Here is a 14,909-nt window from a genome sequence, read left to right on the forward strand (position 1 = left end):
CCGAACAGCAAGTTGCGAAAGGACTTTCGATGACCACGAGCCTGCGCGCTCCCCTCTCCGACACCACCGGATATCCCGCCTCCTTCGCCGAGCGGTATCGGCAGGCCGGTTACTGGACGGACGAGACGTTCCAGCAGTTTCTCGGCGCACGCGCAGCGGAGTTCGAGGATGCAGTTGCGGTGGTAGGGCCGGACGCCACCGGAGGCGAAACGAGCCTCACCTACCGCCAACTCACCGACCGCGCCGGTCGATTGGCGGCCGGGCTTCTCGAGTCGGGCATCCACCCCGGTGATCGGGTCGTCGTGCAGTTGCCGAACATCGTCGAGTACGTGGAAGTGGTCTTCGCGCTCTTTCGCCTCGGCGCGTTGCCCGTGTTCGCGTTGCCCGCGCACCGCGAGCACGAGGTCTCCTACTTCTGCAGCTTCACCGACGCGGCGGCATACATCGTCACCGACCGGCACGCCGGTTTCGATTACCGCGCCCTGGCCCGCCAGGTGGTGTCGTCTTCGGAACAGCCGCCGACGGTGATCGTCGCCGGAGACGCGCAGGAATTCGTTGCGCTCGACGATCTGCGGGGCTCGGCGCCGATCACCATCGAGTCGCCGGTCGACGCGGAGTCGGTGGCCTTCCTGCAACTGTCGGGTGGCACCACCGGGGTGTCGAAACTGATTCCTCGCACGCACGCCGACTACCTGTACTCGGTGCGTGAATCGGCTCGCATCTGTGGCGTCGACGAGCACACCCGCATGCTCGTAGTTCTGCCTGCTGCACACAACTTTCCGATGAGCTCGCCCGGCATCCTCGGTGTCCTGCACGCAGGCGGTCGCGTAGTGCTGGCACCGGATCCCAGTCCCGACACGGCCTTCGCCCTCATCGAGCGTGAAGGCATCACCATGGCGTCGCTCGTCCCACCGCTGGCACTGGCATGGTTGGCCGCCGCCGCCCGCACCGAACGCGACCTGTCGAGTCTCGAGGTGTTACAGGTCGGTGGCGCAAAATTCAGCGCCGAGGCGGCCAAGCGGGTGCGGCCCGAACTGGGATGCACAGTGCAGCAGGTGTTCGGTATGGCGGAGGGCCTCGTCAACTACACCAGACTCGACGACCCGGAGAGTATCCTCGTCTCCACGCAGGGCAGGCCGATCAGCCCCGACGACGAGGTGCTCGTCGTCGACGACCACGACGTACCCGTTCCCGCCGCCACCTCCGGTCACCTGCTCACCCGCGGCCCGTACACCATTCGCGGTTATTACCGAGCACCCGAACACAATTCGACGGCGTTCACCGACGACGGTTTCTACCGCACCGGTGACATCGTTCGCCTCACCGACGACGGCTACCTCGTCGTCGAAGGCAGGGCCAAGGATCAAATCAACCGCGGTGGCGAGAAAGTAGCCGCAGAAGAGGTAGAGAACCACCTCCTGGCACATCCCCGCGTCGCCGACGTCGCAGTGGTGTCGATGCCCGATCCCTACCTCGGCGAACGCACCTGCGCCTTCGTCGTCGTCCTCGGCGAACAACCGACGCAAGGAGAACTGAAGAAGTTCGTGCGCGGCCGCGGCCTCGCCGAGTACAAGGTGCCCGACAAGGTGATGTTCGTCGAACACTTCCCGGTCACAGGCGTGGGCAAGATCAGCAAGTCCGAACTGCGCCGAGCCCTCGAGAAGACGCTCGTGACACCGTAGGTCTCCGCTGTCGTATTGCCTCGCTTCTCGATGGCAGGTGTTGGCACAACGTGCTGGAACTACTTCTGGGTCCAGCGCGCACTACTGTCGAGAGCATGTGTCTGGTCCTGTTCGCATGGCATACCCACCCCGACCTTCCCTTGGTCGTGGCAGCCAACCGCGACGAGTTCTACGCCCGCCCCACCGAACCGCTGCACCGCTGGGACGAGGGTTTCGTCGCCGGCCGGGACCTCCTCGCGGGCGGCACCTGGATGGGAATCAGTGACGGATTACGGTTCGCGGCCGTCACCAACGTCCGCGATGGGTCCCCTGCGGCCGGGGCGTTGTCCCGCGGGCGGCTGCCCGTCGACTTCCTCGTCTCCGAGGACTCGGCGGCCTTTCATGCCGACAGCGTCGCCGCAGACGGCAGTGCGTACGGCAGCTTCAACCTGCTCGTCGCCGACCGGGACGAATTGTGGTGGTCCACCAACCGGCCGCACGGCCGCCGGCACCGTGTCGAACCCGGCATCCACGGGTTGTCCAACGCCGAACTCGACACCCCATGGCCGAAGGTCACCGAGGGCACACGCCTGTTCGGCGCCGCCCTCGCCGCCGACGACGGCAAGCCGGACACCGACCTCGAGGCGTATTTCGCCGTCCTCGCACACAGCGAGCCGGCACCGTGGGAGTCGCTGCCCGACACCGGGGTCGGGCCGGACCTCGAACGGGCACTGTCGTCGCGTTTCATCCACTACGGCGAGTACGGCACCCGGGCGTCGACCGTCCTCCGTGTCCGCTCGGACGGCACCTACGACATCACCGAACGCCGCTTCGACCCGAACGGGGCCACCGGCGAAGTCCGGTTCGACTCGGCGCAGGTCAGGTAAGCGACGATCGGATGACGCCGGCAGTCTGCTCCAGCGCCATCCGGCTGGGCGACGTCGGCATTCCGCGCAGCCCGAAACCGTCACCGTTCGTGCGGGGAACGACGTGGAGGTGAACATGGAACACCTCCTGACCGGCGGCGATTCCGTCGGCCAGGAAGAGGTTGACTCCATGGGCGCGTAACGACCCGTGCCGCAACGAGGTAGCGATCCGCTGTCCCGCGGTGAACACTGCGGCACCATCGGCGGGGTCGAGGTCGGACAGTCCGGTGGCGTGCCGCTTGGGAACCACCAGCAGGTGTCCGGGGGTCCACGGCCGGATGTCCATGAACGCCATCACCTCGTCGTTGTCGTACACGACGCTCGCTTCGGCGCGACCGGCGACAACTTCGCAGAAAGTGCAGTTCATGGGGTAGGCACCTCCGGTGCTTGTGAGTGGTTGACGAGTCCCTGCACTCGTTAACCACTCACGGGCGGCGAAGCCGCCTACAGGATCGGGGACGGCTGGTAGGCAGCCGCCTCAGGGTTGGCGTCGACGAGCTTCTGTACCTCGGTCACCACCGCGGCCACCTGAGCTTCGGCCGCGCCGATGAACACCTTCTTGTCGGCGAGCGCCTCGTCGAGGGCTGCCCGGTCGAGGGGCAGCCGGTCGTCGGCGGCGAGCCGGTCGAGGAGGTCGGGTTCCTTGCCCTGCTCGCGCATGGCCAGTGCGACGGCGACGGCGTGTTCCTTGATGACCTCGTGCGCGGTTTCGCGGCCGACACCGGCCCGCACGAGCGCCATGAGGACCTTGGTGGTGGCGAGGAACGGCAGGTACCGGGTGAGTTCCTTCTCGATCACGGCTGGGTAGGCGCCGAATTCGGCGAGCACGGTGAGGAACGTTTCGATCAGTCCGTCGATGGCGAAGAATGCGTCCGGCAGGGCGACCCGGCGCACCACGGAGCAGAACACGTCGCCTTCGTTCCATTGGGCGCCTGCGAGTTCTGCGGCCATCGACGCGTAGCCGCGGAGGACGACCTGCAATCCGTTGACACGTTCGCAGGAGCGGGTGTTCATCTTGTGCGGCATCGCGGAGGAGCCGACCTGGCCGGGCTGGAAGCCCTCGGTGACCAGTTCGTGCCCGGCCATCAGGCGGATGGTGTGGGCGAAGGACGACGGCCCGGCGGCGACCTGGACCAGCGTGGACAGCACGTCGTGGTCGAGCGACCGAGGGTAGACCTGCCCGACACTGGTGAAGACGTGAGCGAAACCGAGGTGCTGCGCCACCTTCCGCTCGAGGGTGTCGAGTTTGGCGGCGTCGCCGTCGAGAAGGTCGAGCATGTCCTGCGCGGTGCCCATCGGACCCTTGATGCCGCGCAGCGGGTAACGGTCGATCAGTTCCCGTAGCCGGGTCAGGGCGACGAGCAGTTCGTCGGCGGCGGAGGCGAAGCGCTTGCCGAGGGTGGTGGCCTGCGCCGCCACGTTGTGCGAACGACCGGCCATGACGAGGCCGCTGTACTCGGCGGCACGCTCGGACAGCCGTGCGGCCACCGCGACACCGTGTGCGTACACGTGCTCGAGCGACCGCAGGATCTGCAGCTGTTCGACGTTCTCGGTGAGGTCGCGGCTGGTGAGACCCTTGTGTACCTGCTCGTGACCGGCGAGTGCGTTGAATTCCTCGATGCGGGCCTTCACGTCGTGCCGGGTGACCCGTTCGCGGGCGGCAATGGAGTCGAGGTCGACCTGATCGATGACCCGCTCGTAGTCGGCGAGCGCCTCGGCCGGCACGTCGATGCCGAGTTCCGCCTGGGCACGCAGCACCGCGAGCCACAGCTGGCGTTCGAGCACGATCTTGTGCTCGGGCGACCACAACTCGACGAGTTCGGGGCTGGCGTAACGGTTGGCGAGGACGTTCGGGATGCGGGTCACGAGACTTCAGTTTACGACGGCGCTAGAGGTGAACGTGGTCCGGCCGGTCCAGCGCCGGCGCGACGAGGTCGACGACGTCGAGCAGCATGGCCCGGGCGAGCCCACGAAGGTCGGGGTCGTGCTCGCCGAGGGCAGTCACCACGGCGCCGTCCACGGTGGCGACCAGGCGGCGCAGTTGTCCTTGCTGCACGTCGCGGTCGGAACGGCGCAGGGCCTCGGTGAGGATGTCGTCGAGCTGCGCGCGCAACCGCAGCTGAACCTCGCGTAGTTCGGGTCGCCGCGCGCAGGCGGTGAGCCGCTCGTACCGGCAGATCAAGCGTTCGCGACTGTCGTCGCTGATCAGTACCGGCCCGACGAGTAGTTCCACGAGAAGGTCGACGGTGGACTCGCGACCGCGACGACGGTGGGTGACGTCGCCTACCCGCGCCCGCATGACGGTGAGGTCGCGTTCACCGTTGCACTCGACGGCCTTCGCGATCAGCTCTTCGAGCGACGCGAAATAGTAGGTGGTCGATGCGAGCGGAAGGTTCGCGCGCGCGGCCACCGACCGGTGCCGCACCGCTTCGAAGCCGCCCTCCAGAAGCAGGTCGGCGGCAGCGTCGACAAGCGCCTGTCGGCGCCGTTCGCCCTTGGGAGTTGCCGCTGTCGACACCAATTCATCCTGCCAGCCGGGGGTGCCGCACCAGAGCGGATTGGACTACAGACCGCGAAGTTTGCGCCGGGCGAAATCACCAGGCTCGGCACGAACGGCGACCGAGGTGATGCCGTGCGAGGACGAGCCAGATGATGGGAAGGAAGACGAGAGGCGGCACGCGGACAACGAACACCCACAGGACCGCGGCGAGCACCGCGACCACGAACAGCAGCGTGCGCAGGGCCGCGGCCTCACGTCCCGGATCCCGGCGGCTCGGCTCCGGCTCGTACTCGACTTCGGTCCCGAAGCGCTGTTCGCCCGGAAGATCCGCGAACAGAGGTGCGAGGTCGGCTGCGGTCTTGGCGAGATACGCCTGACGGACCCGGGAATCGAACTCGTCGGTGTCGAGGCGGCCGGCCGCAAAGTGTGCGGCGAGTGCCGTTGCGGCCTGCTCCCGCTCCAGGGTTCCTATGCGGAGTCCACCCGGAGTGGAGGGGTCTGGGTTGCTGATTTCGCTCATGGTTTCGCCCTTTGCCCGCGTGCGCCGCAACACTGTAATCCTGGTCATAGTGTAGGCCGACTTCGGTCGATCGCTAGAGCCAGCGCCGCAGCCGGATCAGCGCTTCCCGCACTTCCGCGGTGGACCCGGCGAACGAGAGCCGGATGGTCCGGTCCCCGTGGACGGTGTCGAAGTCGATGCCGGGTGCCAGTGCCAGACCCGTGTCCTGCAGCAGTCGCGAGCACCACTGCGTCGACGTGTCCCCATGGGCCCCACCGAGGAGATGACCGATGTCGGCGTACACGTAGAACGCACCGTCCGCGGGCGCCAGCTCGGTGATACCCAGTTCCGGTAGCCCCGTGAGAAGCAGTTCGCGGTTCACGGCGTAACGCTGGACGTGCGAATCGAGTTCGGCCCGCGACTCCGGTGTGAACGCCGCGATCGCCGCGTACTGCGAAATCGCCGGTGGGCACACTGTCATGTTCGACGCCAGGCGCTGCAGGGCACCCCTCAGCCCGGCGGGTACCAGCATCCACCCCAGCCGCCAGCCCGTCATCGAGAAGTACTTGGACACCGACCCGACGACGACGGATTCCCGCGACGTCTCCCAGGCGCTCGTCATCGTCTGCCCGCCGTATCCGATGCCGTGGTAGATCTCGTCGGATATCAGGAGGGTGCCGTGGTCGTCGCACCACCGAGCGAGACCCGCCAATTCTTCGGGATCGATCACGGTTCCGGTGGGGTTGGCGGGACTCGCGACGATCAGACCGGCCGGGGGTTCGGGGAGCGCCTCGAGCATCGCGACCGTCGGCTGGAATCGGGTGTCGGCACCGCAATCGAGTTCGACGACGTGGCAACCGAGGGCGGCGAGGGTATTGCGGTACGCCGGGTAACCCGGGCGAGCGACGACCACGGTGTCGCCCGCATCGAAAGCGGCGAGGAACAGCAACGTGAAGGCTCCGGAGGAACCCGTGGTCACCACCACGTCCTCGGCGTCGACGTCGATACCGGACTTGGTGGAGTGGTACTCGGCGATCGCGTCGCGAAGTCCCAGGATTCCGAACGTCTCGGTGTAGCCGAGCAGGTGTCCGTCGAGGACCTGCCGGGTGGCGCTCAGCACGGGCTTCGGCGCCGGGGTCGAAGGCTGACCCGCTGCGAGAGTCAGCACGTCCCCGTGGGTTCGTTCGCGCTCGGCGGCGGCCTTCCACACGTCCATCACGTGGAAGGTCTGAATGTCGGATCGCTGAGATTCGGAGCGCACCCCTCGACGCTAGCGTGACACCGTCAACGCCCGGCCAACGCGTCCCGTTGCGACTCGACCGTCTCGCGGACGGCAGCCACGACTGCAGCCACCTCGGGTCTGCGGAGCGATTCGGGGCGCGCGACGAGCCAGTACGCGAGCGTCGCCTCCACCTGTCCGGGCAGCACGCGAACGAGGTCGTCGTGACGGTCGGCCATGAAGCACGGCAACAGCCCGATCCCCGCCGCGGCGCGGGTGGCCTCCACATGGACGAACACGTTGGTTGAGGTCACCGACTCCCGCATCGACACGGTAAGCCGGCGCGCCAGGTCCAGTTCGTCGACCTGCAGCATGGAGTCGATGAAGTACACCAGGGAATGATCGGCGAGTTCGACGACGGTCCGCGGAGTGCCCTTCCGCTCGAGATACGACCTCGACGCATACAGACCGAGGGTGTAATCGGCCAGCCAGACGGCCTCGGCGCGGTGCACCTGCGGTTTGCCCACCACCACCTCGATGTCGAGACCCGAACGGTGCTGTGAGGCCCGGCGTGTGACCGCAACGATCTCCACGGACACCTCGGGGTGCCGGCGGCGAATCAACGCGCCCGCGGGTGCGGCGATGTACGCACTGAACCCGTCCGTCGCCGACACGCGCACCACGCCCTTGAGGCCATCACCGCCGCCTGGCTCGGCGACGAGGCCGTGCACAGCGGCTTCCACCCGCTCGGCCGCGGTCAAGGCCTGCTGTCCGAGTTCGGTGAGTTCCCATCCGCCGGCGGCCTTCACGAGTACGCGACCGCCGAGGGTTCTCTCGAGGTTTGTGATGCGCCGGGAGATGGTGGTGTGATTTACACCGAGGTCGTCGGCCGCGGTGTTGAAGCGGCCGGTGCGTCCCACCGCCAACAGCACGAGCAGGTCATCTGCGCTGGGCATGGACGTTTCGGAAGTCATGTCTGCATATTTGCACACGGGGGTTGCATCATGCGCCATTGTGTGCGCACAAATATGCATCAATACTCGGCAGACAACACCCGATGTGTCCCCAGTCACAGGGAAGCAAGGAGCGGCAGATGAGCGTCGACGAGACACTACGCACGGAAGAGACCCCACCGTCGGGGCTGAAGAAGGTGGTCGGTGCGTCGATGGCCGGCACCGTGGTCGAGTGGTACGAGTTCTTCCTCTACGGCACGGCGGCGACCCTGGTCTTCAGCAAGGTCTTCTTCGCGGCCGGAGACAATGAACTCGACGCCATCATCGCGGCCTTCGTCACCTACGCGGTCGGCTTCGTCGCCCGACCGCTCGGCGGCATCGTCTTCGGCCACTTCGGTGACAAGTTCGGCCGCAAACAGCTGCTGCAGTTCAGCCTCGTCCTCGTGGGCACCGCCACCTTCCTCATGGGCTGCCTGCCCACCTTCGCTCAAATCGGTTACTGGGCGCCGGCGTTACTCGTCACACTTCGCTTCATCCAGGGCTTCGCGGTAGGTGGCGAATGGGGCGGCGCGGTGCTGCTCGTCGCCGAGCACAGCCCCAGCCGGTCGCGTGGGTTCTGGGCTTCCTGGCCGCAGGCCGGCGTTCCGGCCGGCAACCTGGTGGCCACCGTCGTACTGCTCATCCTGACGACGACCCTCCCGGACGCAGCCTTCCTGAGCTGGGGCTGGCGTGTGGCCTTCTGGCTCTCCGCCGTGATCGTCCTGGTCGGCTACTACATTCGCACCAAGGTGACCGATGCGCCGATCTTCCTCCAGGCCCAGAAGGATGCCGAGAAGATCAAGGAGACGTCGTTCAACGTCTTCGAGGTGGTCAAGCGCTACCCGCGCGGCGTGTTCACCGCGATGGGACTGCGCTTCGGCGAGAACGTCATGTACTACCTCGTCGTCACCTTTTCGATCACCTACCTCAAGGTCGTGGTCCACACCGACACCGCGCAGATCCTGTGGTGGATGCTGATCGCACATGCGGTGCACTTCGCGGTGATCCCGCTGGTGGGACGGTTGTCCGACAGCATCGGCAGGCGCCCCGTCTACATGATCGGTGCCCTGACCGCGGGAACCTGGGGTTTCTTCGCCTTCCCGATGATGAACAGCGGCCACAACGCCGTCATTCTCGGCGCCATCGTCATCGGCCTGGTGTTCCACGCCTTCATGTACGCGGGCCAGCCCGCGATCATGGCGGAGATGTTCCCCACCCGGATGCGCTACTCGGGCGTCTCGCTCGGCTACCAGGTGACGTCGATCGTGGCCGGCTCCCTGGCCCCCATCATCGCGGCGAGCCTGTTGAACAGGTACCACTCCTCGGTCCCCATCGCGATCTACCTCGCGATCGCCTCGCTCGTCACCGTCGTCGCCGTGATCGTCGCCAAGGAGACCAAGGGCATCTCCCTCGAATCGATCGACGCAGCCGACGCCCGAAACCTGGCCGCGGAAAAGGCCGGAGCGCCGGCATGACCGCCCGCGACCTCTCCGGCCGCACAGCCCTCGTCACCGGTGGCGCGAGCGGGATCGGCGCGGCGTGCGCGCGACACCTGGCCGCGCGTGGAGCCCAGGTCACCGTCGCAGACCTCGACGATGTCGCGGCCAAGACGCTCGCCGAGGAGATCGACGGAAAAGCTTGGCACGTGGACCTTCTCGACACCGATCAGCTCGCCGATCTACGCCTGGAGACGGACATCCTCGTCAACAACGCCGGTATCCAGACCGTCAGCCCCATCGAGGAATTCAGCGTCGACGATTTCCGCCGGATCCAGACACTGATGGTGGAGGCACCGTTCCTGCTCATCCGTGCCGCGCTCCCTCACATGTACGCGCAGGAATTCGGCCGGATAGTGAATGTGTCCTCCGTGCACGGACTTCGGGCTTCGGCGTTCAAGGTGGCGTACGTGACAGCCAAACACGCGCTCGAGGGCATGTCCAAGGTGACCGCCCTCGAGGGTGGCCCGCACGGCGTGACCAGCAACTGCGTCAACCCCGGTTACGTGTCGACGCCGTTAGTGCAGAAGCAGATCGCCGATCAGGCACAGCTGCACGGCGTCAGCGAGGCCGATGTGGTCGAGAAGGTGATGCTCACCGAGAGCGCGATCAAACGGCTGGTGGAACCGGACGAGGTCGCCTCCCTCGTCGGATGGCTGGCCTCAGCGGACGCCGGCATGGTCACCGGCGCCTCGTACACCATCGACGGCGGGTGGACGGCACGGTAGCCAATCGGTCCGAAAAGACGTGCACCCCTGAAATACTCAGGGGTGCACGTCTTTCAGTCCTCGATCACGAACAGGCCTACGGTATGGCGATACGCCCCTCGACTGCGGCCAGCCCGATGTCCTTGCGGAAGTGGCTGCCGGGCAGCTTGATTGCGGCGATCTTGGCGTAGGCGTCCTCGCGTGCTTCGCTGAGGTTCGCGCCGACTCCGACGACACTGAGCACACGCCCGCCCGCCGACACCACCTGTCCGTCGACGAGCTTGGTGCCGGCGTGGAGAACGCCCTCTCCGTCGGCTCCGCTGATCACGTCACCGGTGCGTGGCGTCGCCGGATAATGTTCGGCCGCCACCACCACGGTGACCGCCGAACCGTCCTGCCATTCGAGCGGCGGGACCTGATCGAGCGTGCCGGTGGCCGCCGCGTTCAGCAGCGCACCCAGCGGACTCTTCAGCAGGGCGAGGACCGCCTGGGTCTCGGGGTCGCCGAAGCGGCAGTTGAACTCGACCACCGCGGGGCCGTCCTTGCCGATGGCCAGGCCGGCGTACAGCAAGCCGCTGAAGGAGCTGCCCCGGGCGACGAGCTCCGCCGCGACCGGCTTGACGACGTCGTCGACGATCTGCGTGACCATCTCCTCGGGCAGCCACGGCAGTGGGGTGTACGCGCCCATGCCGCCGGTGTTGGGTCCGGTGTCGCCGTCGCCGACGCGCTTGTGGTCCTGGGCCGGGAGAAGCGGCACCACGGTGTCGCCGTCGACGACGCAGAATAGCGACACCTCGGGGCCGTCGAGGAACGATTCGAGGAGGACCGGGTGCCCGTTCTCGAGCAATTCGGCGGCGTGATCGCGGGCGGCGTCCCGGTCGGTGGTGACCACGACGCCCTTGCCTGCCGCGAGGCCGTCGTCCTTGACCACCCAGTTGGGTCCGAAGCGGTCGAGTGCTTCGTCCAGCTTGGCGGGAGAATCAACGATCTCACTGTGCGCGGTCTTCACACCGGCGGCGGCCATCACGTCCTTGGCGAACGCCTTCGAACCCTCGATGCGCGCGGCGTCGGCCGAAGGGCCGAAGCAGGCGATTCCCGCAGAGCGGACGGCGTCCGCAACACCCAGCACCAGCGGGACCTCGGGGCCCACCACGACCAGGTCGGCTTCGACCTTCTTCGCGAGATCGGCGACTGCCTCCCCGGAGGCGATGTCGACGGAATGCTGCTCGGCGATCTTGGCGATCCCGGCGTTCCCGGGAGCGCACATCAGGGCAGTGACACCCGGATCACGAGCGAGGGCGAGGAGGAGGGCATGTTCACGGGCTCCGGAGCCGATAACGAGTACGCGCACGGTGTCAGCGTACGGGCCGCGTAATGCCACCGGTGAGGGTGGCCGGGAACACCCCCCGTGAGTACTTCTTAACACCGGGCGGTTAATAAGTACTCACGGGCGGCGAAGCCGCATAATGGCGGCCATGGGATCTGTATTCAGCGCCATCATCAACGGAGATCTGCCCGGACGGTTCGTGTGGGAGGACGAGGATGTCGTCGCGTTCCTCACCATCGCACCCATCACACAAGGCCACACCCTCATCGTGCCCCGGAAAGAGGTGGACCACTGGCAGGAGGTCGACGGTGAGCTGTGGACCAAGGTGATGGATGTGGCCCGCATCGTCGGGCAGGCCGTGCGCCCGGCGTTCGACGCCCCCCGCGCCGGACTGTTGATCGCCGGACTCGAGGTCCCACACCTGCACGTGCACGTCTTCCCGGCATACGACCTCGGTGATTTCAACATCAGCAATGCAAACCCGGATCCGTCTCAGGAGTCGCAGGACGACGCTATGACGAAGCTCCGCGGCGCCCTCCGCGATCTCGGATACGCGAACAACGTTCCCGACTGAGACATGTGATCTAGAGCGCCCGGGGCAGTTCCACCCGGAAGGTCGCGCCCTCGCCCGGCCGGCTGTCGACCGTCACGGTGCCCTGGTGCGCGGCCACGAGCGCCGCCACGATCGACAGGCCGAGTCCGCTTCCCCCACTCTCTCGGGTGCGGGACGCGTCGGCTCGGTAGAACCGTTCGAATACCCGCGCCGCATCGTCTTCGCTGAGACCCGGGCCGGTGTCGGCGACCTCCAGCACGACCCGGTTCTCCGTGGTCTGCAGTCGAACCGTCACGTCCGCGGTCGCGGGAGTGTGCTTGACGGCGTTGGTAAGGAGGTTGCCGAGCACCTGCCTCAGCCGCGCCTCGTCACCGAGGACTTCAGGGGTTCCCGGTCCGGAACCCACTTCCAGGGCGAAGGAGCGTTCGGGCTCCACCGCGCGGGCAGCGTGCACGGCGTCCGACACCACGGACAGAAGGTCGACCGGCCGAATCTCGAGGGGCCGCTGGGCGTCGAGCCGAGCGAGCATGAGCAGGTCCTCCACGAGTAGACCCATCCGGGAGGCCTCTCCCTCGATACGGCTCATCAACGTCTCGGTGTCGGTCATCGCGCCCTGCCGATACAGTTCGGCGAAACCGCGAATCGTGGTCAGCGGGGTACGTAATTCGTGGCTGGCGTCGGCGACGAATTGCCGCATCTTCTCCTCGGAGCGGCGTGCCGACTCCTCGGACGCCTCGGTTGCGGCGAAGGCATGCTGAATCTGGGCGAGCATCCCGTTCAGAGCAACCGACAACCGTCCGATCTCGGTGCGGTCGTCGCGCGCGGGGACACGCCGATGGAGGTCGCCGGCGGCGATCGCGGCGGCGGTCTCCTCGACTTCGCCGAGGGGACGCAGGCTGCGGCGGACGACGAAGTAGGCGACGACACCCAACGCAATGAGCACCACCGTGCCGATGCCGAGTTGCAGGACCACCAATTGGTTCACCGTGTCGTCGTTCTCGGTGAGTGTCACCGCCACCGTCGTCTGGGTGCCGCTCGCCGTGGTGGTGGTGAGCACACGCCAGCGGACATCGGATCCGTCGGTGGAGCCGACCGTCATGGGACCCGAAGAGGGATCGGCAGGAATTGCGGGCGCGCTGGTCTCGTCGTTGATCTGGAAGAGCACCGTTCCGTCCGGGGACACGGTGCGCACATAGAACGGGCTGGGCGGTCGTCCCGGGTTCGGCTCGCCCGGGGGCGGGAGCGGACGCAATTCCCGCGGCTTGGCCCACCCCTGAGCGGCCTCGCGGAGTTGGTGGTCGATTCGGCTCGTCAGAGAATTCTCGAGCGCCGACGTCACCGCGACTCCCGACGCCAGCAGACCGAGTGCCGCGAGCAGCAGCACCGCACTTACCAAGGTGACCCGCAACGGCATCGACCGCACCCACCGCCGACCCGCGTGCCCGGCCGGCGCGACAGAATTCTCTAGTGCGGGTGGGGCGGTCATTGCCGCGGTTCGCGCATCACGTACCCGACGCCCCGAAGGGTGTGAATCAGCGGCGTCTCCCCGGTGTCCACCTTGCGACGCAGGTAGGAGACGTACGACTCCACCACCCCGACCTCACCGCCGAAGTCGTAATTCCACACGTGGTCGAGGATGCGCGGCTTGCTGAGAACCGTGCCGGCGTTCACCATGAAGTACCGCAGCAGGGTGAACTCCGTGGGCGACAGCGATACCAGCTCGCCCGCTTTCCACACCTCACGTGTGTCGTCGTCGAGTTCGATGTCGGCGAACGTGATACGCGCCGATTGCTCCTCGACCGACACCTTGCCGGATCGACGGAGTATCACCCGCAGCCGTGTCACCACTTCTTCGAGACTGAACGGCTTGGTGACGTAGTCGTCGGCGCCGAGTGTGAGGCCGCTGATCTTGTCTTCGACCGCGTCCTTCGCGGTGAGGAAGAGAACCGGCGCGTGCACACCATCCGCGCGTAGCCGCTGGAGCATCCCGAACCCGTCCATCCCCGGCATCATGACGTCGAGGATCACGGCGTCGGGCCGAAAGGTGCGCGCCGTATCGAGACCTGCCGAGCCGCTCGACGCCGTCGCGACCTCGAAACCCTGAAAACGCAGGCTGACGGACAGCAGTTCGAGGATGTTCGGTTCGTCATCGACGACGAGGATTCGGGCTTCGACGGGCTTCGCATTCACGGAAACCATCATCACGCGGAACGCTGGATCATCGCTGTCGGTTCCCTGGGAAGTTCCTGTGAGCGTCCCAGGGAACCGAGCGGGCGGGCGGTGCAGCCCCGTCGTCAGCAGACGACGACGAAGCCCTTGGTCAGTTGACGACGATGTTGAGGTTGAGGACTACGCCACCGAACGTCAGAATCGTGTTGGCCAGACCGAGCGTGACACCGCTGTTGAGTGCGCCGAGTAATCCGAGCATCATGTTCTCCATCATCTCCCCCTGTGCCAGGGCGGACTTTCCGTGTCGAGCCGATTACGCGCGTTGCTTGCACGTTGCCGAGAACAATAGGTGAACCGTCGCAAATCTGTGGCGACACTCGCATTCGATTTTTCGAAAATTTCTCACCGAGACTTTTTCGGCGAAAAGAGCCGAGATTCGAGAGCGATGAGCGAAGATGGGACAGTTGTGTCTCCCGCGGGCTGGGCGCCCCGGGTACACGGCCGACCCGCCGCAGGAGACGCGGCGGGTCCGTCGATCGCAGATGTGGTGAAAGTAGGTGTCCTGCTGTCGGTCCGACAGCAGGACACGTCGAGCGGTTTCTCAGCCGACCACGTTCAGGTTGAGAACCACTCCCCCGAACGTCCCGATAGTGTTGGCAACCCCGAGTGTGAACGCGCTGTTGATTGCGGCAAGCAGTCCGAGCATCATGATATGCCTCGTCATCGTCGGTGGAGTGCGCACGGAATTCACGCATTGTGCTCGACAATAAACAAGCAGGCCGCCATCCGCAGAGTTATTCAGCGCATTCGCCGGCGTGACCCTGAACCGATAACAATGCGTTTCCCGGCCGTGTCACAAA

The 14,909-nt window shown here is 66.3% G+C and carries 16 protein-coding genes; 5 read left to right on the forward strand and 11 right to left on the reverse strand.

Features of this window, described 5'->3' with window-relative positions:
- Positions 1–29: 29 nt before the first annotated feature.
- Both JQT59_RS32610 and JQT59_RS32615 read left to right on the forward strand, forming a co-directional pair.
- Positions 30–1,682, forward strand: coding sequence for a (2,3-dihydroxybenzoyl)adenylate synthase (locus JQT59_RS32610; protein ID WP_213573514.1), 1,653 nt, complete (start codon positions 30–32; stop codon positions 1,680–1,682).
- 95 nt (positions 1,683–1,777) lie between these two features.
- Complete coding sequence (locus tag JQT59_RS32615; protein ID WP_213573515.1) at positions 1,778–2,548, forward strand: NRDE family protein; 771 nt, start codon at positions 1,778–1,780, stop codon at positions 2,546–2,548.
- On the opposite strand, the gene JQT59_RS32620 is transcribed toward JQT59_RS32615, so the two are convergent.
- The 6 genes from JQT59_RS32620 to JQT59_RS32645 all read right to left on the reverse strand — a co-directional run bounded on the left by JQT59_RS32620 (position 2,541) and on the right by JQT59_RS32645 (position 7,779).
- The gene (locus tag JQT59_RS32620) at positions 2,541–2,954 is read right to left on the reverse strand and encodes an HIT family protein (protein ID WP_213573517.1); all 414 of its coding nucleotides are present in this window, start codon (positions 2,952–2,954) and stop codon (positions 2,541–2,543) included. The genes JQT59_RS32615 and JQT59_RS32620 overlap by 8 nt on opposite strands.
- A 77-nt stretch (positions 2,955–3,031) precedes the next feature.
- Positions 3,032–4,453, reverse strand: a complete 1,422-nt coding sequence (gene purB, locus JQT59_RS32625; protein ID WP_213573519.1) for an adenylosuccinate lyase — start codon at positions 4,451–4,453, stop codon at positions 3,032–3,034.
- A 22-nt stretch (positions 4,454–4,475) separates the two neighbouring features.
- On the reverse strand, positions 4,476–5,105 hold the full coding sequence (locus JQT59_RS32630) for a TetR/AcrR family transcriptional regulator (RefSeq protein ID WP_213573521.1): 630 nt from the start codon (positions 5,103–5,105) through the stop codon (positions 4,476–4,478).
- A 76-nt stretch (positions 5,106–5,181) separates the two neighbouring features.
- Complete coding sequence (locus tag JQT59_RS32635; RefSeq protein WP_213573523.1) at positions 5,182–5,607, reverse strand: DUF1707 SHOCT-like domain-containing protein; 426 nt, start codon at positions 5,605–5,607, stop codon at positions 5,182–5,184.
- Positions 5,608–5,680: 73 nt separating this feature from the next.
- Positions 5,681–6,847, reverse strand: a complete 1,167-nt coding sequence (locus JQT59_RS32640) for a pyridoxal phosphate-dependent aminotransferase (protein ID WP_213573525.1) — start codon at positions 6,845–6,847, stop codon at positions 5,681–5,683.
- A gap of 23 nt (positions 6,848–6,870) precedes the next feature.
- Entirely contained in the window at positions 6,871–7,779 is a 909-nt protein-coding gene (locus tag JQT59_RS32645; protein WP_159919567.1) for a LysR family transcriptional regulator, read from the reverse strand.
- 119 nt (positions 7,780–7,898) lie between these two features.
- Between JQT59_RS32645 and JQT59_RS32650 the strand changes: the two genes are divergently transcribed.
- Together JQT59_RS32650 and JQT59_RS32655 are read left to right on the forward strand one after the other, a co-directional pair.
- Complete coding sequence (locus JQT59_RS32650) at positions 7,899–9,272, forward strand: MFS transporter (RefSeq protein WP_213573527.1); 1,374 nt, start codon at positions 7,899–7,901, stop codon at positions 9,270–9,272.
- Positions 9,269–10,021, forward strand: coding sequence for a 3-hydroxybutyrate dehydrogenase (locus tag JQT59_RS32655; RefSeq protein WP_213573529.1), 753 nt, complete (start codon positions 9,269–9,271; stop codon positions 10,019–10,021). The genes JQT59_RS32650 and JQT59_RS32655 overlap by 4 nt, the downstream gene beginning before the upstream one ends.
- 76 nt (positions 10,022–10,097) lie before the next feature.
- Here JQT59_RS32655 and purD read toward each other — a convergent pair whose 3' ends face one another.
- Positions 10,098–11,351 (reverse strand): phosphoribosylamine--glycine ligase, encoded by a 1,254-nt coding sequence (purD, locus tag JQT59_RS32660; protein WP_213573531.1) that lies wholly within the window; start codon positions 11,349–11,351, stop codon positions 10,098–10,100.
- Positions 11,352–11,475: 124 nt separating this feature from the next.
- Between purD and JQT59_RS32665 the strand changes: the two genes are divergently transcribed.
- Positions 11,476–11,901, forward strand: coding sequence for an HIT family protein (locus JQT59_RS32665; RefSeq protein ID WP_159919523.1), 426 nt, complete (start codon positions 11,476–11,478; stop codon positions 11,899–11,901).
- A 10-nt stretch (positions 11,902–11,911) separates the two neighbouring features.
- Here the strand turns inward: JQT59_RS32665 and JQT59_RS32670 are convergent, their stop codons facing one another.
- The 4 genes from JQT59_RS32670 to JQT59_RS37835 all read right to left on the reverse strand — a co-directional run bounded on the left by JQT59_RS32670 (position 11,912) and on the right by JQT59_RS37835 (position 14,773).
- Positions 11,912–13,294: a sensor histidine kinase gene (locus JQT59_RS32670; protein WP_213573533.1), complete on the reverse strand. Its 1,383-nt coding sequence runs from the start codon at positions 13,292–13,294 to the stop codon at positions 11,912–11,914.
- A gap of 68 nt (positions 13,295–13,362) precedes the next feature.
- The gene (locus JQT59_RS32675) at positions 13,363–14,079 is read right to left on the reverse strand and encodes a response regulator transcription factor (protein ID WP_213578286.1); all 717 of its coding nucleotides are present in this window, start codon (positions 14,077–14,079) and stop codon (positions 13,363–13,365) included.
- A gap of 121 nt (positions 14,080–14,200) precedes the next feature.
- Positions 14,201–14,323 carry a hypothetical protein gene (locus JQT59_RS37830; RefSeq protein WP_255965160.1) on the reverse strand — a complete coding sequence of 41 codons (123 nt, stop codon included), beginning with the start codon at positions 14,321–14,323 and terminating at the stop codon, positions 14,201–14,203.
- Positions 14,324–14,650: 327 nt separating this feature from the next.
- Positions 14,651–14,773 carry a hypothetical protein gene (locus JQT59_RS37835; RefSeq protein WP_283254033.1) on the reverse strand — a complete coding sequence of 41 codons (123 nt, stop codon included), beginning with the start codon at positions 14,771–14,773 and terminating at the stop codon, positions 14,651–14,653.
- Between the last annotated feature and the right edge of the window lie 136 nt (positions 14,774–14,909).

This window comes from Rhodococcus sp. USK13, assembly GCF_018343855.1.
GTDB classification, from domain to species: domain Bacteria; phylum Actinomycetota; class Actinomycetes; order Mycobacteriales; family Mycobacteriaceae; genus Rhodococcus_F; species Rhodococcus_F oxybenzonivorans.